Genomic DNA, 24858 nt, shown 5'->3' with positions numbered 1-24858 from the left:
GTAACCGGCAGGCGCGGCATCCCCGGCATCGATACTTCACAAAACCCGGAACGCCCGCGGGCGCTCCGGGTTTTTTTACGGCCGGGCTTTGTTATGGATAGAGTACCCGCTCCAGGAAGAGGCCCCGCGCCGGAGCGGCGGGTCCGGCGAGGGGCCTCTTCCTGGCGAGCAGGATATTCTCCATATCGGCGATGCTCAGCCTCCCCTTGCCGACCTCGACGACCGTCCCCACGATATTCCGTACCATATGCCGCAGGAAGGCGTCGCCTTCGATGCGGATCGTCATGAAATCCCCCCGCAGCGCCATCGTCATGAACTCGAGGCGATCGTGGCGCGCCAGCGATACCGCGGTTATCGTCCTCACCGGGTTGCGGGCCCCGCAGCCGCTCGCCCTGAAGGACGAGAAGTCGTGGGTTCCCTTGAGCACCGCAAGGGCCTGTCCCATCGCTTCGAGATCGAGGCCGGCGGTGACCCGCCATGCATAGCGGTGCAGAAAGGGCGAGAGGACCCGCTCATGGGCGATCAGGTAGGCATAGACCTTCCCCTTGGCATTGAAGCGCGGGTGAAAGTCCTCGCGTTCGATGCGGCTCTCCATTACCCGCACATCCTCGGGGAGGCGGGCGTTCAGGGCAGCGGTGAAGACCTCCGGGGCGAGGGGCGCTGCGCTGCGAAAGGCCGCGACCTGCTCGAGGGCATGCACCCCCGCGTCGGTCCTCCCGGCGGCGATAACGGTCACCCGCTCGCCCGTGGTCGCCGCGAGCGCCTCCTGCACCAGGCCCTGTATCGTTACGCCCGTCCGCTGCACCTGCCATCCCTGGTAGCGGGTGCCGTCGTACTGGAGGGTGAGCCTGACCGTGCGCATGGGGAATAGTTTACCACAAGGTTGTCGCCGCACCTGATAAAGAGTATAATAAGAGCAGAAAAAGCGCGATAGCCCTCCCTGCAGCACCGGCTGACTGAAAGGAGTAGCAGTGATACGACATACCTTCTCGCTGCTCAACGGCGTCGGCGAAAAGCTCGAACGCCGCATCTGGAGAAGAGGCATTCTGACATGGGACGAGTTCTGCACCTGCAGCGAGATCGAGGGGATCAGCCCCGAACGAAAGAGTATCTATGACAACGTGCTGATGCAGTCGTCCGCAGAGCTCAGCGCCGGCAATGCCGAGTACTTCGCCCGGATCATGAAGCGGCGCGAGCATTGGCGCCTGTTCGATACCTTCAGGGAGGGCGCCGTCTGCCTCGACATCGAGACGAACGGCTTCCAGCCCGGGCAGGGGGGCTACACCACGGTCGTCGGGCTCTACGACGGTCGTACCTGGCGCTCCTTCGTGCGCGGGGAGAACCTCACGGTCGAGCATCTCAACAGCGCGCTCGCCGGCTACAAGTGCCTCATCACGTTTTACGGGGCGTCCTTCGACATCCCCTTTCTGCTCCGCTCCTTTCCGGGGATCAGGTTCGATATCCCGCATTTCGACCTCTGCTTCGCCGCCCGGCGGCTCGACATCAACGGCGGCCTGAAGAAGCTCGAGGCGCTCTTCGGCATCGCCCGGGACGAGGCGGTGAGGGGCATGGACGGCTACGCTGCCGTGAAGCTCTGGGACCAGTTCAGGAAGGGGAGCGCGGAGGCCCGCGAATTGCTGCTGCGGTACAACAGAGAGGATACCATGAACCTGCTCCAGCTGGCGGATATACTGTACAGGCAGCTCAAAACGGCGACCGGGGTCGAGGAACATCTTGCCTGCAGACGCAATTAAAGCGTTCGTCTCCTATCTCTCGATAGAACGGGGTCTGTCCCGAAATACCGCCGCCTCCTACGCGCTCGATCTGAAGGCGTTCGCCGCGTTCCTCGAGAAGCAGGGAAAAGAGATAACCGCGTTCGGCAGGGACGATATCACCGCGTATATCGGCAAGCTGAAGAGCGAGGGCTACTCGACGGCGAGCGTCCGCCGCCTCATCTCCTCGGTGAAGGGCTTCTGCAAATACCTGATCATCGAGCGGATCATCGCCGAAGACCCTACCGAAGCGCTCCGGACCCCGAAGCAGTGGGACCGGCTCCCGAAGGCACTCAGCATCGACCAGATGAGGGCGCTGCTCGAGGTGGAGCTGCCCGGCAGCACCTTCCTGAGGGACGCCGCCATGCTCGAGCTGCTCTATGCCTCGGGGCTGCGGGTGAGCGAGATCGTGGCGATCAAGATCAACGAGGTCAATTTCGAAGCCGGCTTCCTGCGGGTCTTCGGCAAAGGCGCGAAGGAGCGGGTCGTTCCCATGAACCGGAGGGCGGCGGACCGTATCAGGCGGTATCTCGAGGAGCTCCGGCCCCGGATGCTCAAGAACCGGCAGTCGCCCCACCTCTTCATCACCAACAGGGGAATGCCGATGACGAGGCAGCGGTTCTGGCAGGCGCTGAAAGGTTTCGGGAAAGCGGCGGGGGTCACGCTCACGCCGCATACGCTCCGGCATACCTTCGCGACGCACCTGCTCGACGGCGGGGCGGACCTCCGGTCGGTCCAGAAGATGCTCGGGCATTCCGACATAACGACGACGCAGATTTACACGAAGGTCTCGAGCGACCGGCTCAGGAAGGTCTATACCAAGCATCACCCGCGGGCCACGTAGCGGGGCTCTCTTACATCACTGAGGGTATCATCAGGGTAACCGGGCTGGTGCGGTGCGTTCCACGCCGTTGTGCGCCACAGTTGACGCTGTACTATCGGGGAGGAGAAAACGATGACCGAGAAATTGAGAGCTGAAGAGCTGTACCGGTGCTGCGAGCCCCATTTCTTCAAATTTACCACCACGGAAGACATACACCAATTCCCGGGGACGATCGGACAGGACAGGGCGTTGAAGGCGATGGATTTCGGCCTGAGCCTCGAGAGCAAAGGCTACAATATCTACGCCCTCGGCGATGTGGGCACCGGGAAGATGCGGACCATCAAGGCGCTGCTCGCGGAGCGGGCTGCGATGGAGCCGATCCCCGGCGACTGGTGCTACGTCTATAACTTCAAGGATCCCGATGCGCCGCTCGCCGTCTCGCTGGTGCCGGGGCAGGCGGTCGTCTTCCAGGAAGACATGAACGAGCTCGTCAAGACGCTCCGGGCGGACCTCCCGAAGGCCTTCGAGTCCAAGGAGTACGAGAAGCAGCGGAGCAGGAAGATAGAGGAGTTCCAGCAGAAGCAGAAAGAGCTCTTTTCGAGCCTCGAAGAGGAAGCGCAGGCAAAGGGGTTCGCCATACGGAAGACGGTCTCGGGGCTGCTCATCGTCCCGATAAAGAAGTCGGGAGAGCCCCTGACCGAAGAGGAGTTCGCCGCCCTCGACGAGCGGACCCGGGCGCGGGTCGAGGAGATCGGCAAGTCGCTCCAGGAGAAGCTCGACGATATCATCCGGGCGGTGCGGGAGGCGGAGAAGGAGGTCAAGGAGTCGCTCTCGAACCTCGAAAAGGATATCGCCCTGGGAGCGGTCTGGCACCTCGTGCACGACCTCCAGGAAAAGTACAAGGACAACACGCGGATCGTCGAGTACCTGAAGGCGGTGATGGAGGATATCCTGACCCATCTCGACGACTTCAAGCCGGCCGAGGAGCAGGCGCCGCCCCTGCCGTTCATGAAGATGCCGAAGCAGGAAGTCTCCTTCGTGCGCTACAGCATCAATGTCATCGTGAACAACGCCGACTGCAAAGGCGCCCCCGTGGTGGTCGAGAGCAACCCCACCTACTTCAACCTCTTCGGCAGGACGGAGTACAAGGTGCAGTACGGCATGGCGACGACCGACTTCTCGCTCATCAAGTCGGGCTCGCTCCACCGCGCCAACGGCGGCTATATCGTCATCCATGCGATGGACCTCCTGAAGAACATGTTCTCCTACGACGCGCTCAAGCGGGCGATCAAGAACAGGGAGATCAGGCTGGAGGACATCTGGGAGCAGTACCGGCTCGTGAGCACGACCGCGCTCAAGCCCGAGCCGATCCCGCTCGACGTGAAGGTCGTCCTCCACGGCAATCCCTATCTCTATTACCTGCTGTACAACCTCGACGAGGAGTACCGCGAGATATTCAAGGTCAAGGCCGACTTCGACAGCAGGATGGAGCGGACGCCCGAGAATATGGAGAAGTATGCCTCTTTCATCGCCAATGTGCAGCGGGAGGAGCATCTTCTGCCCTTCGACCGGAGCGGGGTATCGAAGATCGTGGAATACGGGTCGCGTCTCGCGGATCACCAGTTCAAGCTCTCGACGAAGTTCAGTTACCTGGCGGACCTCGTCCGCGAGGCCCACTACTGGGCGTCCCGGGAGGGCAGCTCCGTCGTGAAGGACACGCATGTGCTCAAGGCGCTCGACGAAAAGATCTACCGGGTCAACCGGATCGAGGACCGCCTCCGGGAAGCGACGCTGGAAGACACCCTCATCGTGAGCACCTCGGGCGAGAAGATAGGGCAGGTGAACGGGCTCGCCGTCCTCTCGATAGGCGATTACAGCTTCGGCAAGCCGTCGCGGATAACCGCCAGGACCTACATAGGCAAGGCCGGCGTCGTGAACATAGAGCGCGAGACCAAGATGAGCGGCAGGATCCACGAGAAGGCGATCATGATCATCACGAGCTACCTGGGGAGCAGGTACGCGACGAGACGGCCGATCAGCCTCTCGGCGTCGATCACCTTCGAGCAGCTCTACGAGATGATCGAGGGGGACAGCGCCACCTGCGCCGAGCTGTATGTATTGCTGAGCAGCATTGCCGGCATCCCCCTCAAGCAGAGCTTTGCCGTGACCGGGTCGATGGACCAGAACGGCGATGTCCAGCCCATCGGCGGGGTGAATGAAAAGATCGAGGGGTTCTACGATCTCTGCAAGGCCCGGGGGCTCACCGGCGAGCAGGGGGTCATCATACCCCGGAGGAACGTGAAGCACCTCATGATCAAGCAGGAAGTGATCGACGCGGTGAAGGCGGGCACTTTCGTCATCTACCCCATCGACAAGGTCGAGGAGGGGCTCGAGATCCTCACCGGCATGCCGGCGGGAGCGATGCAGGAGGACGGGACCTATCCCGAAGGAACGGTGAACTACCGCGTCATGAAGCGGCTGGAAGAGATAGCGACCGCGCTCGAGAAGAAGAAGGAGCAGGTGCTCGAAAGCGCGGTGGCGTCGCTCCATCCGCGGGGAGAGGAAGACGGCTCCTCGTCTTCAGGGGAGGGCGCGGTCCCGCATCTCCTGCGCAGGGTCGAGGAGCTGACTGCAGCGCTCGAACAGTACCGGAGGAGGGAAGGCTGAGCTGCACCGCACGCCCTTCTCCGCTGCCGCGATGAGGGGCGTGCATGGTGCATGATGCGGAAGCGGATGGTGAAACGGATGCAATGGCTGCTCGAGACCGCGCTGCTCGTCGCGGTCTCTTTTCCGATAGCCCTGCTCCCCCGTAATGCCGCGGTAAAGGTCGGGGAGGTCCTCGGCCTTTTGCTTTTCCGGCTCTGGGGCAGCAGGAGGGCCGTCGCCGTGGATAATATCCTGAGGGCGCAGCAGGAGGGGGCGCTCGATTCAGGAGCGCAGGCCGGAGAGGTCGCGCGGCAGAGCTTCGTCAATGTCGGCAGGTCTTTCGCGGAGGTGCTGCAGATATACTTCGGCCGCGGCCGGGCGATTGTTGCAGGCGCCGAGCTGCGCGGCCTCGAGCACTACCGCAAGGCGCAGGAAAAGGGGCGGGGGGTGATCGTCATCACCGGGCACTACGGCAACTGGGAGCTGATGGCCCTCGCCTTCGGGGTGAAGACCGGGAAGGTCTCGGTGGTTGCGCGGAGACAGAACAATCCTGTCCTGAACGCGCTCATCGAGAGGGTGAGGGCACGCTACGGGAACGCGGTCATCTACAAGCAGGGCGCGCTCAAGCAGATACTGGGCCTCCTGCGGAAGGGCGGCACTGTCGGCATTCTCATGGACCAGGCAGTACTCAGCGATGAGGGATTCGTCGTGCCCTTTCTCGGCAGAGGGGCCTGGACCACCAGGATGCCGTCCCTCCTGGCGAGGAAGACCGGCGCACCGGTCGTGCCTGTCTTCATCAGCCGCAAAGGAGACGGCCATGTGATCACCATCTATCCCGAGATCCCTCTCTCGACCAATGAGCGTGCGGAGGAGGCGTTGATCGAAGATACGGAGCGTTTTTCGGCCGCGATCGAGGCCGTGATACGCCGGGACCCGCGGGAGTGGCTCTGGATCCACCGGAGATGGAAACGGACGGGCAGCAGCGCCGTCCAGCAGAGCATGGCGCAACCTTGAACGGTTTGAACGGTTTGAGCGGTTTGAGCGGTTTGTTGAACGGCTTAAACGGTTTGAACTGTTTAAACGGTTTGAACGGTCTTTTAAGGTAAGAAGATGAGAGTGAAAGAGCTCATAAACAATCTCCAGGACTACTACCTGCTCTCGTTCAGGGGCATGGCCGGCGTGTTCCGGCGGCCTTTTTACCTGAGGGACACCATCGAGCAGATGGATTACGCGGGAGCGGGGTCGTCGCTCATCATCATCCTCGTCTCGCTCTTTATCGGCATGGCCCTCTCGCTCCAGCTCTCTGCCGAGCTCTCGATACTCGGGCTCAAGATGTACACCGGGAGGGCGGTCGGCATCTCGATCGTCAGGGAGATCGGGCCGGTGACGGCCGCGCTCGTCTTTACCGGCAGGGTCGGCGCCGGCATGGCCTCGGAGCTCGGGTCGATGGTGCTCGGCCACCAGGTCGATTCCCTGCGGGTCTTCGGCGTCGACCCGGTAAAGAAGCTCGTCACCCCCCGCATGGTGAGCGCTGTCGTGATGCTGCCGGCCCTGACCATCGTCGGCGACGCGGTCTCGCTCTTCGGCGCCTACTATATCGCGGTGCAGGTGAGCAACCAGAGCAGCTATGTCTTCTGGAACTCCATCCGGGACGTGCTGATCTTCGAGAATGTCTTTTCAGGGGCGGTCAAGCCGTTCATCTTCGGGTTCCTCATATCGAGCGTCAGCTGCTACATGGGACTGACGACCCGGGGCGGCGCGGTCGGGCTCAGGCAGACGACGACGAGGGCGGTGGTCCTCTCGATCATAGCGATCATCATCGCCGACTTCGTGCTCACCAGGGCGCTGCTCTACGTGCTGGGGTTTTCGGTATGATCGTCTTCGACAACGTCCGTTTCTCCTACGGCAGCCGGGAGGTGCTGAGGGGCATCAGCTTCTCGATCGCCATGCACGAGCGTGTCGCGATCCTCGGCGGGAGCGGCGAGGGCAAGACCACGATCCTCAGGCTGATCCTCGGGCTGCTGAAGCCGGACGAGGGGAGGATCGTTATCGACGGAGAGGACATCACCCGCAAGAGCGAGAGCGAGCTGCGGGACGTGCGGCTGAAGTTCAGCCTCGTCTTCCAGGAGGGCGCCCTCTTCGACTCGATGAGCGTGAAGGAGAATGTCGCCTTCACCCTGCGGGAGTATACCGCGATGAGCGAGGAGGAGATCGACCGGCGGGTGCGGTCCCTGCTCCGCACGGTCGGGGTGGAGCACGCGATCGAGCTCATGCCGGACGAGCTGAGCGGCGGGATGCACCGGAGGGTCGCCATTGCACGGTCGCTCGCGGTCTGCGACCCGAAGATGTTCCTTTACGACGAGCCGACCTCCGGGCTCGACCCGGTCAGCGCCGATAATATATGCAGGCTCATCATCGACCTGGCGCAGGGCGGCAAGGGGCTGATCATCGTGACGCATAAAATCTTCGACGCGATGAAGGTGGCTGACCGGTTCATGTTCATGCGGCAGGGCGACATCGTTTTCGACGGAGACAGAGAGACGCTGATGCGCTCCCCTATCCCCGAGATACGGGTTTTCATGAGCGAGTTGGGGGTACAATAAAAAAGGCAGCTCAAACCGTTTAAGCCGTTTAAACAGTTTGAACTGCTTGAGCGGCTTGAACGACTTGAACGGTTCGTTGGCGGTTTGAACGGTTTTCTACAGTATGGAGGCGGTAATGTTCGAGAGGAAGAAACAGCTTGCGTGGTCGAAGCTCAGGGTGGGCCTTGTCCTGACCATCGCCCTGCTGCTGGTGCTGCTCACCGTATTTTTCGCCGGCAACATTGAGGACCTCTTCGTTCCCAAGGTGAAGGTAGTGACGCAGATTCAGGATGTGCGGGGCCTGAGGAAAGGAGCGCCGGTCTGGCTCTCGGGCATCGAGGTGGGGTCGGTCAAGGAGATGCGCTTCCATCCCGAGCACGGCACCCTCGTCACCATGGCTGTTGAGGAGAGGGTGCTTCCCTACATCAGGAAGAATGCGACCGCTACGGTGCTGACGCAGGGGCTTCTGGGCGACAAATACGTCGAGCTGAGCGGCGGCTCGATGGAGGCGCCCCAGCTCAGTCCCGGCGGGGTGATCAAGGGGCGGGCGCAGCTCGAGATAAAAGACCTCGTCGACACCAGCGCTGAATCCCTCCAGCAGGTGACCGAGCTCGTCACCAAGCTCGGCCTCTTCATAGAACAGTTCGAAAAAAGCGAGGGCACGATCGCCAAGCTCGTGAAGGACCCCGCGCTCTACGAGAGCCTGCAGCAGACGACGTCCGGCCTGGCAGCGCTCGTCAATGACCTGCAGACCGCCGAGGGGTCGCTCAAGAAGCTCGTCAAGGACCCCTCGCTCTACAATAAGATGGTCGCTGCCACCGCGTCGGTGGAAGAGTTCGGCAGGACGATGAACCAGGGCCAGGGCACGCTGAAGCGGCTCGCCGAAGACCCCGCCCTCTACGAGAACCTGACCATGGCCTCCAAGCAGCTCACTGCGCTGCTCGAAGAGATCGATGCAGGAAAAGGCGCTGCCGGCGCCCTCGTCAAGGATAAAGAGCTCGCCTCCGAGCTGCGGCAGACCATCGGGGGGCTGAACGAGACCGTCGGCGAGCTCAGGGATCTGACGAAGGACATCAAGGCGAACCCGAGGAAGTATTTCAAGTTCAGCCTGTTTTAGGTGAAGCGGCTATCAGCTGTCAGCCTTCAGCAAAGCGCCGGGAGCCGGGGGCCCCGGTCCCGCTAAAGACCGTACCTGCCCGTGAAACGGTCCGCTACGTCGAGTAGATCAGGCGGCACTATCGCCCTCACCCGTTCGAGAATACAATCCGGAATGGTCCTGTAGTACGCCTGAGCGATGCCGCCCGCGATGCAGGCGATCGTATCGCTGTCGCCGCCGATCGATACCGCTTTGCGTACCGCGTCCTCGTAGTGCTCCGATTCGAGGAACGCCCGTATCGCCTGCGGCACCGAGCCCCGGCAGGTGGCGTCGAAACGGTAGGACGGCCGGATTTCGTCGAGAGACCTCTCCAGATCGTAGGCGAAGCTTTCCTCAAGGTACTCTTTTATGCGCGCCTTGCCTTCGCCCCTCTGCGCGAGGAAGACCGCCGCAGCAACGGCCCGGGCGCCTTCGATCCCTTCAGGGTGGTTGTGCGTCACTGCCGCGCTCCGCTCCGCCTCTTCGAGCACCGCTTCCAGGGAGTCGAAGGCAAAGCCCACCGGGCTGACGCGCATGGCCGAGCCGTTGCCGAAGCTGTTGTAGGGCGATAGATCGTCTCCCGAAAGCCACTGCCCGAACATGCCGCCGTACCCCGCGTCAGGATATCGTCTTCCATACTCCCTGAAGGTGAGGGCGTAATCCTTTCCGTTCATGATGCAGTCGGCAACGGCTATCGTCAGCACCGTGTCGTCGGTGAAGCGCGAGCAGGGACCGAAGAGGGGAAAGTCGGTCGTCTTTACGTTATTCCACTCGTAAGCGGACCCGATGATATCGCCGGCTATCGCGCCGATCACGGGAATATCCTCCAACGCCTGGTTTTTGGTTCCGCCTCTGTCCTTTTTCCCGATGACGAGCCCATACCGGGATTGTACCGCATTCCCTCCTCCGCTTTCAGGGCATTCTTGACACACTCCCGAGCGCCTTTTTAAAGTACCCAGACAATCTTTCCGGGGGGGATATGACGAACCGTTCAAGCCGTCCAACGAACCGTTCAAGCCGTTTAAGCCGCTTGTGTCGTTTGAGCTGCGTGAACGGTTTAAACGATTTAAACGGCTTGAACGGTCCGTTGAGCGGCTTAAACGGCTTGAACGGTTCGAGCGGTTTAAACGGTCTGTTAAGCGGTTTAAACGGTCCGTTGAGAGAGAGGAGGGAATATGAGCAGCAAGATTATTTACGAAAGGCTCGTCTGGTTTCATGTCCAGGTAAAGGCAGGAAAGTATCCGAATGCCCGCCACCTGGCCCACCAGTTCGAAATCTCACCGAGGACCGCGCAGCGCGATGTCGAATTTATGCGCAACCGCCTTACATCAAAGTTGATGTTGACACGGCCATGAAATTTACCATAGAATTTTATGAGACCGGGTCTGGTGCGTGTCCCGTTCGTGAATTTCTGGACGAGTTGAAGGCCAGTGACCCGCATGATTTCGCAGCAGTGATTGCCGGTCTGGCAAAACTGCGAACCCGGCAGTATCATCGGGCTCCGTTGTGCAAGCCACTTGGCAATGGCTTGTTTGAACTGCGCCATGTAGGCAAGCTCAACACACGCATACTGTGGTTTTTCGTAAAGAATCGCAGGATTGTCGCTGTGCACGGCATCCGAAACAAAAGCCAGGCCATTCCGCTCCGCGATATTGAGAGTGCGCAGGAACGGATGCGCGACTGGATGAAAAGGATGGAAAAATGAAAAAGACCAACTTTGATCGATACCTTGAAGAACAGATGAAGGACCCTGAATTCGCCGCCCGCTTCGAGGCTGCAGGCGAGGCTTGGGACGTAGCTCTGCAAATTGCGGCACTCCGGCAGCGGGCGGGGCTCTCTCAGAAAGACCTCGCGAAGCTCCTCAAGACCTCTCAGCAGCAGGTCAGCCGGCTGGAATCACCGGGATATGAAGGCCACTCCCTCAGCACCTTGCGCCGTGTTGGCAAAGTCCTTCACGCCAGGGTCCGTGTCGTATTTGAGCCGTTGGAAAAAGAGACGGGGATGCATATAGCCGAAGCAAAAGCACCGTACCGCCATACTAAAACCAACCGCATCACGAAAAAGCGGACATGAGGTGGAGAGAGAAGGGGCTTGACGAGGGGACATGGGGCAAAGAAAACCGAACCTGCCGGGTCTGAAGAAGGGTGCGGCTCATACCAGAGCATAAAATCAGGTACGCTGCCGGACCATACTGCTGCGTGTTGTCCGCATTGCAGGACAGTCACCAACGTGCGCGTGACCTCGATCCCGCAGATTGTCGCCAGGGCTGCGGGGAGTCCTGAGACAGCGACTTTGAAGATATGTCATTGCGAATCATGCCGCCTGTTTGTGCGAAGCGAGGAAGAGGAAGAGAGGGGTCAGACGGGAGACGGAGGGCTGATCGCTGGCCGATGATATTTGATGAGGCAGGTAGTAGAATGGAAACGAGATGGGTGAGCTAAAAGAGAAGAGCTTTTTCCGGTATCGGGGAAAGGCGGAGAGGGATGGGCAGAAATATCACCTGCTGTCGCATCATTGTTTGGAGGTGGCGGCGGATGAGGATAACTCGGCCGGGCTGAATATGCCCGGCCATCCCCACGCATGTGGGGAACATTTGAAAACCTTTACTCTTAGTAAGATGAGCCCAGGTTCATCCCCAATAGGGGAACGCTTTTATATTAATAAAACCGAGGGGGGAAGTCAATAGAAAGATAAGCCCCTTGACATCATACTATCTCATCGTTATCATATTTTCATTTGCTGCAATGAGGAGGTATGTGTCATGGACAAATTGCTTGCATATATCAAGGACTTGGTAGTGGCTGTAAGTGGTCTATCTGTGATTGGATTTGCTGCTCTTGTTGTGATATTTGCGATAGTAGTCGTACTGAGCCACCACGGAGGAAAATAGTTTGGTCTTTCGTTATTGGGGTAAGGCTAAGCCTGAGCAAACAGACGGTTCCACTTGGCATCTGTTGCCGTATCACTGCCTGGATGTGGCGGCGGTGGCCGCCGCATGGTGGGATGCAAGTCCGACCGTCCGCCGTAGTTTCTGTACTCTGACTCCGTTAGGCACAGATCAGGTAAAGGCATGGGTCCTCTTCTTTGTTGCGCTACATGACTATGGAAAGTTCGACGTTCGCTTCCAACTACTGGTGAAGAACATTTGGACTGCTTTGTATCCGGACGTTGGTAGCTATCGCTCCCTTCCCTCAATGGAGGAATGCAAAAGTTACTATCACGGCAACGCCGGGCTCTACTGGTTCAAGCGTGATCATGGTGATTTGCTCGGCGTTGCGTCGGACCCGGGGGAAAGCGATTTCTCCTTCCTCGATTATCACGATGATTCTGATACTGGACGATGGCATACGTGGAAGGACTGGATTGAAGCAGTTACCGGTCATCACGGATATGTGAGAAAAGATGGGTATATTGTGCCGGCGCCGCTGCCGATTATGTGCGACCCCCGTTTATCACAGGTGGACCTCCGTGCCAGAAAAGAGTGGCTCAATGTGCTTGAGAAGCTTTGCCTTCATCCTGCCGGTCTTTCTTTAAACGACAGTCCTCCTCCTTGCTCGCCGCTAATGGCTGGCTTCTGTTCCGTTTCCGACTGGTTGGGTTCCCGCTGTGATTCAGAGAATTTTCCTCTCCTCAGCGAGCCGCAGGACTTGTCCGCCTATTTCACTGAGAAGTATGCAAACGATGCCGTAAGGGTGCTTGCGATGTCGGGTGTTGTCGGCACTGCGCAGCACTATGCAGGGGTCTCTTCCTTACTGATGCCGAAACAGAAGCCCCGCTCTCTGCAAACGCTGGTGGACAGTCTACCGATACAATCAGGGTTGACCCTTATGGAAGCATCTACAGGAAGCGGAAAGACGGAGGCCGCCCTGGCATATGCATGGAAACTGCTTGCAGAAGGGCTAGCCGACTCCATCGTTTTCGCACTTCCCACTCAAGCGACGGCTAATGCCATGCTCGAACGGCTTGAGCGTATCGCTCCACTTCTTTTTGCTGAGAATCCCAATCTCATTCTGGCACACGGGCTGGCCCGCTTTAATGAGAAGTTTGTTGCGCTTAAACGTGCCGCACACGAACGGGGCGGAGATGAAGACGGATGGGTTCAATGCAGTCAATGGCTGGCGGAAAGTCGCAAGCGCATCTTCTTGGGGCAGATTGGTGTGTGCACGGTGGACCAAGTACTGATCTCTGTGCTTCCGGTGAAACACCGCTTTGTGCGGGGCTTCGGCGTGGGGCGCAGCATCCTTATTGTAGACGAAGTGCATGCTTATGATGCGTACATGTATGGTTTGCTTGAGGAAGTGCTGGAGCAACAGAGAGCGACAGGCGGCTCAGCGATACTCCTCTCGGCGACCCTCCCTGAGAGTATGCGTATTCAGCTCTTAAATGCATGGGGTGTGGAGCGCGGTCCCGACCACCCGGAGGTCCGCTATCCACTGATCACGTGGACGGCGGGAAAAGAAACGGTTCCATTTGTTATTTCAAAGCGACTACGTCCCGGCACAGTGAAGGTGAAACTGGAGACGGTCAACGCGATGGATATAATGCCGGACGATCATCTGCTCCAGCGGGTGATCGATGCGGCCCGTTCCGGCGCACAGGTTGCACTGATTTGCAATCTTGTCGATGACGCACAGAAGCTTGCCCTGAAACTGAGGCAGAAAACTGATGTGCCGGTTTACCTGTTTCACGCCCGTTACTGCTATGCTCACAGGCGCATGAAGGAACTGTCCATTATTAAGCACTTCGGCCCTAAGGGTAAGCGGAGTACGGGGCGTATCCTGGTCGCTACACAGGTTGTCGAGCAATCCCTGGACATCGATTTCGACTGGATTATTACACAGCTTTGCCCTATCGATCTCCTCTTCCAGCGAATAGGAAGACTCCATCGTCACAAGCGTCGTCGTCGACCACCCGGCTTGGAAAAGCCGCTCTGCACCGTTATTTTGCCTCCGGCGCATGACTACGGTCTACATGGACTTATTTATGCAAACACCCGCGCCCTTTGGCGTACCTCGCAAAAGATACTCACCGCGTCGGAAGGTTTTGCGCTTTTCCCCGAAGCGTACCGAACCTGGATCGAAGATGTGTATTGTGAGGACGCTTGGGGCATCGAGCCAGCGGAAATCGAGGAGCAGTACAAAAAGTTTATAGATGATTTCGAATCCAGCCGCTACGGCGCACTGCAGATGATCGCCAGCGCAGCCAATCCCTTACCCGACTCCGATCAGGCAATTACGGCAGTCACCCGTGATGGAGAGATGAATCTCACCCTCCTGCCCGTCTGTTCGGTTGCGGAGGGGACGTTGCTGATGGACGGGACGCTTCTGGAAGCACTGGAAAAAGACAGGCGTCCTGAGACCTTGGTGTTGAACAGTATCGGGGTGCCCGCGTCATGGAGGAATTACCTTGGCGAGTCGGATGAAGAGGGGAGGTTCAGGCTTCATATGAAGAAAGCGGGCGATTATTTTACGGCTTTATCGAAGGGGATGACTTTTCATTATCACTACGACATCGGAATGGAGAAAGAAAAATGAACTTGCTGGTTGATCAATGGATACCGGTCCGGCCGCCTCATCCCGGCGGCTCGGAAAAGATCTCTCTGAGAACGCTTCTCTGCAACACAGATGAGTGGAAACTCTGTCTCCCAAGGGACGATATGGAGCTTGCAGCTCTTCAACTCCTTATCTGTCTGGTCCAGGTGCTTTTGACGCCGAATAATACAGTGGCTCTGAAGCGGCGAATTGCGAAGCCTTTGACGGATGACGAATACGACGGCGCTGTCGAATTATATTCAGACTGGTTCAGGCTTGACCATCCGACACATCCCTTCATGCAGGTGCGCGGAGTCGCTGCCGGTGAAACAACACAGATGGACAAGCTCCTGGTGGGTTTGACGGGAGCAACGAACAGTTGCTTCGTTAATCAGCCCGGACAGGGAGATCGCCTCTGCGGTGGGTGCACGGCCATCGCTCTTTTTAACCAAGCTTCATGCGCTCCAAGCTTTGGAGGGGGGTTTAAAGCCGGCTTGCGCGGCAGTGCCCCAGTAACTACCCTTGTGCAAGGGCCTCATTTGCGCCAAACTGTGTGGCTCAACGTCCTCAATGAAGACTTCCTCGGGAATCAGATGACATGGTACGGCAAAACGAAAGACCAGAAACCCACATGGTGCGATCCCATCAAGGCTGGTGACACGATAACGGCCTCGCAGATCGGCATGGCGCGGGGGCTTCTTTGGCAACCCGCCCATATAGAGCTTATGCCTCCCCGTGGACCTTCCGTCTGTTCATGCTGCGGTGCTCAAGCAGCAGAGATATATACTGATTTCAAGAAAGCAAAATTCAGCTTTACGGTTATGGGAACGTGGCCGCACCCCCATTCCCCCCGGATCATGACCGACAAGAAAGGGACGATCGATGAAAAGTTCGTCGCCTTCACTACGGATGCCCCCTCCTGGACTCAGTTGGGTCGCTTTGTCGTCCGTCGGGAACTTAATGATGTGAACGAAGAGGGTCAGCAACCTTCAGCCGTTGTGCTCCAGGTCAGACAGCTATATGGTGAGAATGCCGAAAAGCTTCATCTGCTGGTAGGCGGGTATAGGAATAATCAGGCTTCCATTCTTGAACGCCGCCATGAGGTCTTTACCCTTAACCACGGATGGGACTCCCATATCGATGCAGTCAATGAAATGGTGAAACTGGGGATCGGTTACAGAGATGCCCTATACAAATCCCTCTGGCTTTTTGCTGTCGGGATGAAGGAGGCGAAAGGGGACAAAAGTAAGAGGTTCAAGGGGGCCGGCATCACTATTTACAATGGCGCTAAAGCCCGTTATTACCGCAGGACCGAACCCCTAATACAAAGGACACTTGACGGCATGAACTTTTCCAATCCCGGGCCGGATTTGGAGACCATGCAAGCGACGTTGAAGCAGATCACGACTGATCTGTTCCTTGAACAGGTCAAACCGTATCGGCAAGACCCTGAGCTGATAAAAACAATGGCTTTCGCTAAGCGGACTCTCTATAAACACATGCGAAATCTGGAACCGCAGCAAGATAAAGGAGGAAATGATGGAAAAACGCCAATTGCCTGATTTTATATCGCTTTATAATGATTGGAAGCAGTTGTCTAATGGGTCGAGAGCTGAGTTGAAGCGGGCGGCAACACCTGATGAGCTTCTCGCTCTGCCCGCATTCTACCGATTGTTTAGCGGACGGACGACGAATGAGGGAGATAAAAGAGCTTTTCAACGGCTTATCTTCTGTATTCCCTGTATAGAGCATACGGATGAGCCGATAGGACTCGGATCTGCTCTAGCGAGATATTCAAAGGGTTTGAGTGAGAAGAGGCTTTTCCAGGTAGTACGTTCCGAAGCGCCCAACGATATGATCCAACTGCGCCGTGTGCTGAAAATGCTGAAACCAACCGTCAAATGTAACTGGTCCATGGCCGCGAAGCAGCTCTGGTACTGGAATGAACGTGCGAAGCGCGACTTGCTTGAAGATTTTTATCTGGCACAGACAGTCGACCAGAAATAGACAAAACAACAGGAGGCGAATCCATGAGTAAGAATTTCGTAAATTTCCATGTTCTGATTTCCCACAGTCCCTCGTGCCTGAACCGCGACGATATGAATATGCAGAAGTCAGCCGTTTTCGGCGGAAAGCGAAGGGTCAGGATTTCAAGTCAGAGTCTCAAGCGGTCAATACGGAAAAGCTCCTATTACCGTGAACATCTTGGGGATGCTAGTATTCGCACCAAGAAGCTTAGTGAGCTGAAGGAGAAGCTGGTTAAATGTCTAGCGGACCGGTACGACATCGAGCTTATCATAAACACTCTGAAGCTCCTGTCCGACAAGGATCTCAATACCGAAGCCGCTGTCGAAGGGGACGCGGTAGCCCCGTGGGCCGTCGAAGAGGTAGCGTGGTTCTGTGAGCAAGTGAGGAAAGCCGGTGAGCAAGGGCTTGACGCGAAGAAGCTCGCTAAACAGCTTAAGCCGGAGGTCGAGGCGATGCGGAAGTCTTTGGCGAACGGCGTCGATATTGCTCTATCGGGACGTATGGCAACCTCGGGCCTTATGAGCGAACTGGGCAAGGTAGACGGCGCGCTGGCTGTTGCCCATGCGATAACCACCCATGTTGTCGATGCCGACATCGATTGGTTTACCGCTGTGGACGACTTGCAGGAGATGGGGTCAGGCCACTTGGATACACAGGAGTTCTCCAGCGGCGTCTTTTACAGATATGCCAGCCTCAATATTGCCCAGTTGCAGGAAAATCTCGGTAACGCCCCGCGTGAAAAAACTCTTGAAATTGCGGCCCATGTACTGCATATGATGGCAACAGTGACTCCTTCGGCCAAGCAGCAGAGCTTTGCGGCTCATAACATGGCTGATCTCTCAATGGTCTCTTTCTCGGATATTCCCGTATCGTTGGCGAATGCTTTTGAAGCGCCGGTAAAATCCGCTCCGGGAGGCGGTTTCCTTTCGCCGTCTATTGATGAGTTGCATAGGTACTGGGAGAGGGTTCACAAAGGATATGGGCTTGAGGAGCGCTGCGCTGAATTTGCGCTGAAGCCTTCTGATACGCCTGAAGGGATCAGGACGTTAGAGAGCTTGGAATCACTTAAAACGTGGGTGCGAAGCGACGGAAAGGAGTAGCCATGCGTGAATTCCTGATCCTTAAGCTGCATGGCCCCATGCAGGCATGGGGAGGACATACCTTCGAAGGCATTCGGCCCTCTGCGAATTTCCCGACACGCAGCGGGTTGTTGGGACTCTTGGGGGCATGCCTCGGAATCAGAAGACATGAATCGACACGACTACAGCAGCTGGCCGATGGAATTCGTATTGCGGTCCGGCAGGATGATATTGAAAACCGACCTATCGTGAAGGTCACCGACTATCATACGGTGAAAGATGCCCGGGCCCAATATGCGGGTCTGAAAAGCCATGAAACAATTCAGACGTGGCGGGAATACCTTTACGATGCTCAGTTCACTGCGGCTTTCTGGATGCTACCCACCGCCTCTTTTACTCTCAACGATATCGAAGCAGCAGTGAGGAAACCCTCTTTTACACCCTATCTCGGCCGTCGCAGTTGTCCGTTGAGTCGGCCTCTCTTTGAGCAAAGAGTGGAAGCCGCAACACCGCAGGCTGCTTTGAGCATGATAGCTCCCCACGCGGGAACGATTTATAGTGAGGAGGGAGACGAATCAATGCGGAAATCCAATATGCGCGATGTTCCGCTTTACTATCAATCCCGCCTGTTCGCCGAACGGGATTGGTATGTCAGCGGAGGTAGCTATGTATCTGAGTAAAGTGCGCGTCACCGGTGTTGGCTGTCGTAATCCCTACGAGCTCCACCGGGTACTATGGGGGGTGTTTCCGGTAGATGGCGCGGCGAAGCGTGATTTTCTCTTCCGCGTGGAGAAATCGGACGGTAAACAAGCTGAAGTCCTCATGCAGTCTCTACGTTGTCCGTCCCTTGGAAGCAAGGAGGCTCGGGTGACGGCCATAAAGGATTATCCCTTGCTCTTGCACGAGGGTCAGCGATTGCGCTTCTTATTAGTCGCCAATCCGGTAAAGACTATCGATGATGAAGGAGGACGTAAGAATGCCAAGGGAGAAATGAAGAAATGCCGCGTTCCACTGGTGAACATTGATGAGCAACGCGCATGGATAGAGAGAAAACTAACGATATGCGCCTCACTGGAGTTTCTGGAAATGGATGGGAAAGCGCCCCTTTATTTCCGTAAGAATAGGGCTGATATCACCGGTAAGATACAGCCGGTGGTGTTCCAAGGAGTACTCACTGTGAAAGACCCTGATGCCTTGGTGAGCCTAATTCGGCGGGGCATCGGTCCTGCTAAGGCGTTCGGCTGTGGCCTTTTATCACTTGCCAGAGCCTCATGATTACAGGATGACATCGGTCCCGCCAAAGCCTTCGGCTGCGGCCTCATGTTGGTGCGGCGGATATAAATGTTTAGGACAGGGGTATGTCATGAAGAAAAAAAGAGGGCTTGTTTCTGGTAAGGAGAAGATGACGGCTGCAAAATCCGGCGTAGACGGTTTGTTCGACCGGATCGCATCTATTCTGGAACGAGCACGCACTAACGTGCTCCGTGCTGTCAACAGCCAGACTGTTATCGCCTACTGGCTGATCGGCCGCGAGATTGTACAGGAGCTTCAGGGGGGTGAGAAACGCGCCGAATACGGCAAGCGCTTGATCGAGGAATTATCCATCCGACTGATAGAGCGGTATGGCAAGGGCTTTTCTACTACAAACCTCTGGTATTTTAAACAGTTTTATTTGTCATTCTACGATAGAAGCCCTGAGATTCTCCACCAGGCAGGTGGGGAATTGGAGAAAAAACAAAAAGTCCACCCATTGGGTGGAGAATTAATATGCACGGGAAAGGGCTCTCCATTGGGTAGCCGATCTCCAAAGGGGTTTCATCCGGACCTGAGCTGGTCCCACTACCGGACGCTCATGCGTGTCGAAAATCGTAATGCGCGGGGAACTGCAGCGCGAATTGCTGCGCGAAAGGCAGCTTGTTGAGATGACTATTTCAACCGATGCAAAAAGAGCAACAGTTCTAAGAAAACGGGGGCGCTAAAATGACTGAACCCATCCTTCCTCCCCTCAAGCCAATTCCCATCAAGGACCGCGTTTCCGTGGTCTTTCTGGAAAAGGGAAATCTCGATGTGCTCGACGGCGCGTTTGTCGTCGTGGATAAGGACGGAGTGCGGACGCATATTCCCGTTGGCGGGGTGGCGTGCCTTATGCTTGAGCCGGGGACGCGGGTGTCGCATGCTGCGGTTACGCTCGCGTCGCGCGTCGGCTGCCTGCTCGTATGGATCGGCGAGGCGGGGGTGCGGCTTTATGCCTCCGGTCAGCCGGGAGGGGCGCGGTCGGACAGGCTCCTATACCAGGCGAAGCTCGCGCTGGATGATGAGGCCCGCCTGAAGATAGTGCGCAAGATGTACGAGATGCGCTTCAAAGAGAAGCCTCCCGAGCGCCGCAGCGTAGAGCAGTTGCGCGGCATCGAAGGGGTACGGGTGCGGAAGATGTACGAGCTCCTTGCCAGACAGTACGGCGTGACATGGAAAGCGCGCAATTACGACTATGAAGAATGGGGAAGCGGTGATATGCCCAACCGGTGCCTGTCCTCGGCAACGGCATGCCTCTACGGCATTTGCGAGGCTGCCATTCTCGCTGCTGGGTATGCGCCGGCTGTGGGATTCCTCCATACCGGCAAGCCGCAATCGTTCGTGTATGATATTGCCGATATCTTCAAATTCGACTCGGTGGTCCCGGTCGCGTTCCGGATAGCAGCGAAGAACCCCCGCCAGCCCGAGCGCGAGGTGAGGTTGGCGTGCCGGGATGCATTCAGGCAGACGAGATTATTGCATCGGATCATCCCGACTATCGAGGAGACCCTGGCTGCGGGCGGCATCGAGCGGCCGAAAGCGCCTGAGGAGGCGGTCCCTATAGCAATCCCCAATAAGGAGGGCATCGGCGATGCTGGTCATCGTGGTTGAAAATGTGCCTCCCCGGCTCAGGGGCAGACTGGCGGTGTGGCTCCTTGAAGTGAGGGCCGGCGTATACGTGGGCCATGTATCGCGCCGCATCCGTGAGATGATATGGGAGACGGTCGAGAAAGGCATCGAGGACGGAAATGCGGTGATGGCATGGAGCACCAATACGGAGTCCGGGTTCGATTTCCTGACCCTGGGGCAGAACCGCAGGGTCCCGGTCGAGATGGACGGCATCAAACTCGTTTCCTTCGTGCCCGAAGGTGATCAAGGAAATGCGACCGATATCGCCTGATTCTGTCGGTAACTTTTTGCTCTTTGAAAACGTGATGTGATTTCAATTGGTTTTAAGAAGTATGTTCCCCACGCATGTGGGGATGAACCGTTCCATAAAGTGTCGAGCTCGTCTGAAGCCAAATGTTCCCCACGCATGTGGGGATGAACCGCGAGAAGGAAGATGTATACGTTACTCCAGTATATGTTCCCCACGCATGTGGGGATGAACCGGTGAATCTTGATGCTACGGTGTCATCTAGAATATGTTCCCCACGCATGTGGGGATGAACCGGCTATATGTGAAAGCAATCTTGTTCAGACCTCATGTTCCCCACGCATGTGGGGATGAACCGCAGGATGTGGCTGACCTAGGACGTAGACTTGCATGTTCCCCACGCATGTGGGGATGAACCGAGACAACTCCCAAGGAGGGTTAGTTGGATGCAATGTTCCCCACGCATGTGGGGATGAACCGGTGATAGAGGCTCTTCGTGAAGAGATGGCAAAATGTTCCCCACGCATGTGGGGATGAACCGGTTGACATCGACATGGGTGACAGCAGACGTATATGTTCCCCACGCATGTGGGGATGAACCGGAGTTGAAAGAAAGTATTAGTCATTATAAGCAATGTTCCCCACGCATGTGGGGATGAACCGTAGTGTAAAGGCAGCAAGTGCCGCATCGTATAATGTTCCCCACGCATGTGGGGATGAACCGGTTTGAAGAACGAGAATTCCATCTTGGTGGACATGTTCCCCACGCATGTGGGGATGAACCGAGATCCATCGCACTTTGACAGAATCTCTTCTGATGTTCCCCACGCATGTGGGGATGAACCGTTATCTCTCTCTTATACACCAAACTTATACAAATGTTCCCCACGCATGTGGGGATGAACCGAACAGGGGTTATCAGGAGCACACGACCACGCAATGTTCCCCACGCATGTGGGGATGAACCGACTTTTTCGGATGTCTGGTCTGCTGTGAGTGCATGTTCCCCACGCATGTGGGGATGAACCGAGGTTGTCATCAATCTCTCTGGCCTGCCGAGTATGTTCCCCACGCATGTGGGGATGAACCATGAAATCACCCGGTGAAGCCTTATAAGCAGCCATGTTCCCCACGCATGTGGGGATGAACCGGAGCACTCGTTTTATCGTGAGAACTTGGTCTGATGTTCCCCACGCATGTGGGGATGAACCGAAGGGGCAGAATTTCTATAACCTGCTTATCCCATGTTCCCCACGCATGTGGGGATGAACCAATACCGGGATCGGGCTCGCGATGATCGCCGCGATGTTCCCCACGCATGTGGGGATGAACCGACGCTTTCCTTCAGGAGTCACCACAGTATGTCATGTTCCCCACGCATGTGGGGATGAACCGGTGCTGTTGGCCTTCACCTTCTTCGTCGAGGCATGTTCCCCACGCATGTGGGGATGAACCGTTTGGGCACAAATGCCGTCAGGCGGCAAATCGATGTTCCCCACGCATGTGGGGATGAACCGGCCTTCTAATCCACGGACGGCGCCGGAGCTGGATGTTCCCCACGCATGTGGGGATGAACCGCGGGCGACCGCGGCTAATCTTGCTGCGGCGATATGTTCCCCACGCATGTGGGGATGAACCGTCTTTGGAAAACCAATCAATCTTGAGCTTTTCATGTTCCCCACGCATGTGGGGATGAACCGATGTTTCTGGTGAAATACTCCCCCTATTTCAAATGTTCCCCACGCATGTGGGGATGAACCGACAGATGGAGGGAAGGTCAGCTCTGGCAAGAAATGTTCCCCACGCATGTGGGGATGAACCGTCCCAGATTCTCAACTGTCTGATTATGAACTCATGTTCCCCACGCATGTGGGGATGAACCGAGAGTTGTCTAGCTTAGATATGTAATCAGCGAATGTTCCCCACGCATGTGGGGATGAACCGTTTGATAGGCTTTACAGGTCTGTTGTCCTTGAATGTTCCCCACGCATGTGGGGATGAACCGGTCTTTTGGTAGAACTACAGGATGTATAGGCTATGTTCCCCACGCATGTGGGGATGAACCGGCATAGGAGGAACTACCATAGGCATAGCAAAGATGTTCCCCACGCATGTGGGGATGAACCGGTAGCAGAGTTAAGGAAGATAGTAACAGGCAAATGTTCCCCACGCATGTGGGGATGAACCGAACTATCTTGTAGCTCACCCTGATACTTTAAAATGTTCCCCACGCATGTGGGGATGAACCGTAGTAGTAGCAGCAGCACAAGCAATGTCGTGGATGTTCCCCACGCATGTGGGGATGAACCGATGCTCGCCGAGATGCTCTCGGGCATCCAGAGATGTTCCCCACGCATGTGGGGATGAACCGGCGCTATGTAAATGCGGTTGTGGGATGGTGGTATGTTCCCCACGCATGTGGGGATGAACCGCCGGTGGATGATGCCGATACTTTCGTTGCGGTATGTTCCCCACGCATGTGGGGATGAACCGTAGATACGCGCAAACTGAGAGAGCGTGTATCCATGTTCCCCACGCATGTGGGGATGAACCGCGCCCTTTTGGGGAAAACATGGTCTCTGCTGCATGTTCCCCACGCATGTGGGGATGAACCGATAAGCGTTTACGATCCCCGCGGCGAGATGGTATGTTCCCCACGCATGTGGGGATGAACCGATTGCTCATACCATGGACGCCACCACGGGAAAATGTTCCCCACGCATGTGGGGATGAACCGGGTTTTTCAAGCTCGGGGATTTGGCAGTCAATATGTTCCCCACGCATGTGGGGATGAACCGGTTTTAAAGCAGGCTTGCATAGATGCCAAGGTATGTTCCCCACGCATGTGGGGATGAACCGGTTTTTATAAAGGCAAAAGCTGAAGAAGGGCAATGTTCCCCACGCATGTGGGGATGAACCGAGCAATCTTGAGGGAGACAAGGCGCGCATCGAATGTTCCCCACGCATGTGGGGATGAACCGGCTTTCGACCTTATCCCCTGATGCTCCTGCTGATGTTCCCCACGCATGTGGGGATGAACCGAAGAATGCCATCTTGGGGGATGAGATCGTGAAATGTTCCCCACGCATGTGGGGATGAACCGACCTAAAACAATTAACTGCCTGTTCTGCATTTATGTTCCCCACGCATGTGGGGATGAACCGTTCCTCTGCGGCCACAAGTGCAAGGCGTTCACATGTTCCCCACGCATGTGGGGATGAACCGGCGAAAAACCGACCAGCGTTATTCCTGGTCGGATGTTCCCCACGCATGTGGGGATGAACCGCGCGATAGAGCCGCTGAAAAGGCAGCTCGAACATGTTCCCCACGCATGTGGGGATGAACCGATGATGGGCGCGCCGGTGTCGTCGTGGAGGTCATGTTCCCCACGCATGTGGGGATGAACCGTACTACGACCAGCTCCGGCAGAGGATGGCAAAATGTTCCCCACGCATGTGGGGATGAACCGGGAGCACCACGGCACACATGGCAAAGCGATGAGCCTCCCGCTGTCGGTCAGGACTTGGAAGGCAATCTCTGGCTGCAGGGCTATCTTTGCTATCCACCGAGATAAATCGGCGTAGCTTCACTCGCTATAAAAATGCGGGCGCAATTCGCTCTCGGAGACATACCGGGCCGCTTGGCGGTAAATAGCCTTGAGGGTCCCTTTATCGAGGTCAGGATGATTGGGTATAGTGAGAATTTGCCTGGAACCGTCTGCAAGAATGCGGACCAGTTTTACATGGCTGCCTTTCTGTCCGACGATGGTAAAACCGAAGAGCGCAAGTATGCCGATAACATCCTGTCCGGAAAGGACTTTCAGTTTAGGCATGGGTCGGGGAGTCTATCTCCAGATTCGCGAGAATGGAGGGGCGGGGGGCTATATCGTAATCTTCGAGGTTTTCGCCTTCAAGATGAAGCTCCAATGCTTCTTTCAGATTGGCAACCAGCTCGTCGAGTGTTTTGCCTTGTGTAACGACCGGCAGATCAATGCATTCGGCAATATAGTATTTTTCACCTTTGTGTATGTGTACCTGGATGATCTGTTTCATGACTACGTTATACCACCATATGAGCAGTGAAGTCAATCAAC

The 24858-nt window shown here is 56.7% G+C and carries 23 protein-coding genes, 1 pseudogene and 1 CRISPR repeat array; of the genes and pseudogenes, 20 read left to right on the top strand and 4 right to left on the bottom strand.

Features of this window, described 5'->3' with window-relative positions; all coding sequences use genetic code 11:
* Positions 1-91: 91 nt before the first annotated feature.
* Positions 92-862 (bottom strand): tRNA pseudouridine(38-40) synthase TruA, encoded by a 771-nt coding sequence (gene truA, locus AB1805_12280; protein ID MEW5746200.1) that lies wholly within the window; start codon positions 860-862, stop codon positions 92-94.
* 109 nt (positions 863-971) lie between these two features.
* On the opposite strand from truA, the gene AB1805_12275 reads away from it, so the two are divergent.
* The 7 genes from AB1805_12275 (at position 972) to AB1805_12245 (ending at position 8940) form a co-directional block, all read left to right on the top strand.
* Positions 972-1754 carry a ribonuclease H-like domain-containing protein gene (locus tag AB1805_12275; protein MEW5746199.1) on the top strand — a complete coding sequence of 261 codons (783 nt, stop codon included), beginning with the start codon at positions 972-974 and terminating at the stop codon, positions 1752-1754.
* On the top strand, positions 1735-2616 hold the full coding sequence (gene xerD, locus AB1805_12270) for a site-specific tyrosine recombinase XerD (GenBank protein MEW5746198.1): 882 nt from the start codon (positions 1735-1737) through the stop codon (positions 2614-2616). The genes AB1805_12275 and xerD overlap by 20 nt, the downstream gene beginning before the upstream one ends.
* A gap of 111 nt (positions 2617-2727) precedes the next feature.
* Positions 2728-5262, top strand: coding sequence for an ATP-binding protein (locus tag AB1805_12265; GenBank protein MEW5746197.1), 2535 nt, complete (start codon positions 2728-2730; stop codon positions 5260-5262).
* 51 nt (positions 5263-5313) lie between these two features.
* Positions 5314-6255 carry a lysophospholipid acyltransferase family protein gene (locus AB1805_12260; protein MEW5746196.1) on the top strand — a complete coding sequence of 314 codons (942 nt, stop codon included), beginning with the start codon at positions 5314-5316 and terminating at the stop codon, positions 6253-6255.
* 102 nt (positions 6256-6357) lie between these two features.
* On the top strand, positions 6358-7116 hold the full coding sequence (locus tag AB1805_12255; protein ID MEW5746195.1) for an ABC transporter permease: 759 nt from the start codon (positions 6358-6360) through the stop codon (positions 7114-7116).
* The gene (locus tag AB1805_12250; GenBank protein MEW5746194.1) at positions 7113-7844 is read left to right on the top strand and encodes an ATP-binding cassette domain-containing protein; all 732 of its coding nucleotides are present in this window, start codon (positions 7113-7115) and stop codon (positions 7842-7844) included. The genes AB1805_12255 and AB1805_12250 overlap by 4 nt, the downstream gene beginning before the upstream one ends.
* A gap of 115 nt (positions 7845-7959) precedes the next feature.
* Positions 7960-8940 (top strand): MlaD family protein, encoded by a 981-nt coding sequence (locus AB1805_12245; protein MEW5746193.1) that lies wholly within the window; start codon positions 7960-7962, stop codon positions 8938-8940.
* A 62-nt stretch (positions 8941-9002) separates the two neighbouring features.
* Here AB1805_12245 and AB1805_12240 read toward each other — a convergent pair whose 3' ends face one another.
* Positions 9003-9773 (bottom strand): ADP-ribosylglycohydrolase family protein, encoded by a 771-nt coding sequence (locus AB1805_12240; GenBank protein ID MEW5746192.1) that lies wholly within the window; start codon positions 9771-9773, stop codon positions 9003-9005.
* 164 nt (positions 9774-9937) lie between these two features.
* On the opposite strand from AB1805_12240, the gene AB1805_12235 reads away from it, so the two are divergent.
* The 13 genes and pseudogenes from AB1805_12235 to cas2e all read left to right on the top strand — a co-directional run bounded on the left by AB1805_12235 (position 9938) and on the right by cas2e (position 20789).
* Positions 9938-10663, top strand: coding sequence for a type II toxin-antitoxin system RelE/ParE family toxin (locus tag AB1805_12235; protein ID MEW5746191.1), 726 nt, complete (start codon positions 9938-9940; stop codon positions 10661-10663).
* Positions 10660-11031 (top strand): helix-turn-helix transcriptional regulator, encoded by a 372-nt coding sequence (locus AB1805_12230; GenBank protein MEW5746190.1) that lies wholly within the window; start codon positions 10660-10662, stop codon positions 11029-11031. Before AB1805_12235 ends, AB1805_12230 begins: the two co-directional genes overlap by 4 nt.
* A gap of 688 nt (positions 11032-11719) precedes the next feature.
* Positions 11720-11848: a hypothetical protein gene (locus tag AB1805_12225; GenBank protein ID MEW5746189.1), complete on the top strand. Its 129-nt coding sequence runs from the start codon at positions 11720-11722 to the stop codon at positions 11846-11848.
* Between the two features lies 1 nt (position 11849).
* Positions 11850-14492, top strand: coding sequence for a CRISPR-associated helicase/endonuclease Cas3 (gene cas3, locus AB1805_12220; GenBank protein MEW5746188.1), 2643 nt, complete (start codon positions 11850-11852; stop codon positions 14490-14492).
* On the top strand, positions 14489-16051 hold the full coding sequence (gene casA, locus AB1805_12215) for a type I-E CRISPR-associated protein Cse1/CasA (GenBank protein ID MEW5746187.1): 1563 nt from the start codon (positions 14489-14491) through the stop codon (positions 16049-16051). Before cas3 ends, casA begins: the two co-directional genes overlap by 4 nt.
* On the top strand, positions 16026-16496 hold the full coding sequence (gene casB / locus AB1805_12210; protein MEW5746186.1) for a type I-E CRISPR-associated protein Cse2/CasB: 471 nt from the start codon (positions 16026-16028) through the stop codon (positions 16494-16496). The genes casA and casB overlap by 26 nt, the downstream gene beginning before the upstream one ends.
* A 23-nt stretch (positions 16497-16519) precedes the next feature.
* Complete coding sequence (cas7e, locus tag AB1805_12205) at positions 16520-17617, top strand: type I-E CRISPR-associated protein Cas7/Cse4/CasC (protein MEW5746185.1); 1098 nt, start codon at positions 16520-16522, stop codon at positions 17615-17617.
* A 2-nt stretch (positions 17618-17619) separates the two neighbouring features.
* Complete coding sequence (cas5e, locus tag AB1805_12200) at positions 17620-18276, top strand: type I-E CRISPR-associated protein Cas5/CasD (protein ID MEW5746184.1); 657 nt, start codon at positions 17620-17622, stop codon at positions 18274-18276.
* Entirely contained in the window at positions 18263-18871 is a 609-nt protein-coding gene (cas6e, locus tag AB1805_12195) for a type I-E CRISPR-associated protein Cas6/Cse3/CasE (protein ID MEW5746183.1), read from the top strand. The genes cas5e and cas6e overlap by 14 nt, the downstream gene beginning before the upstream one ends.
* Before the next feature lie 9 nt (positions 18872-18880).
* Positions 18881-18937, top strand: a pseudogene (locus tag AB1805_12190) (type I-E CRISPR-associated protein Cas6/Cse3/CasE).
* Positions 18938-18959: 22 nt separating this feature from the next.
* Positions 18960-19517 (top strand): DUF1016 N-terminal domain-containing protein, encoded by a 558-nt coding sequence (locus tag AB1805_12185; protein ID MEW5746182.1) that lies wholly within the window; start codon positions 18960-18962, stop codon positions 19515-19517.
* Between the two features lie 59 nt (positions 19518-19576).
* A complete protein-coding gene (cas1e, locus tag AB1805_12180) occupies positions 19577-20500 on the top strand; it encodes a type I-E CRISPR-associated endonuclease Cas1e (GenBank protein ID MEW5746181.1) in 924 nt (307 codons plus the stop codon).
* Positions 20481-20789 (top strand): type I-E CRISPR-associated endoribonuclease Cas2e, encoded by a 309-nt coding sequence (gene cas2e / locus AB1805_12175; GenBank protein ID MEW5746180.1) that lies wholly within the window; start codon positions 20481-20483, stop codon positions 20787-20789. Before cas1e ends, cas2e begins: the two co-directional genes overlap by 20 nt.
* Before the next feature lie 61 nt (positions 20790-20850).
* Positions 20851-24234: direct repeats of the CRISPR family, unit length 29 nt; unit sequence ATGTTCCCCACGCATGTGGGGATGAACCG.
* Between the two features lie 117 nt (positions 24235-24351).
* On the opposite strand, the gene AB1805_12170 is transcribed toward cas2e, so the two are convergent.
* Together AB1805_12170 and AB1805_12165 are read right to left on the bottom strand one after the other, a co-directional pair.
* Complete coding sequence (locus AB1805_12170; protein ID MEW5746179.1) at positions 24352-24597, bottom strand: type II toxin-antitoxin system HicA family toxin; 246 nt, start codon at positions 24595-24597, stop codon at positions 24352-24354.
* Positions 24590-24817, bottom strand: a complete 228-nt coding sequence (locus AB1805_12165) for a type II toxin-antitoxin system HicB family antitoxin (GenBank protein ID MEW5746178.1) — start codon at positions 24815-24817, stop codon at positions 24590-24592. Before AB1805_12165 ends, AB1805_12170 begins: the two co-directional genes overlap by 8 nt.
* Positions 24818-24858: the final 41 nt, after the last annotated feature.

It is taken from the genome of Nitrospirota bacterium (genome assembly GCA_040752355.1).
GTDB lineage: Bacteria > Nitrospirota > Thermodesulfovibrionia > Thermodesulfovibrionales > Dissulfurispiraceae > JBFMCP01.
The sequence above is the reverse complement of the archived record's forward strand: the minus strand, read 5'-3'. Positions and strand labels throughout refer to the sequence as shown.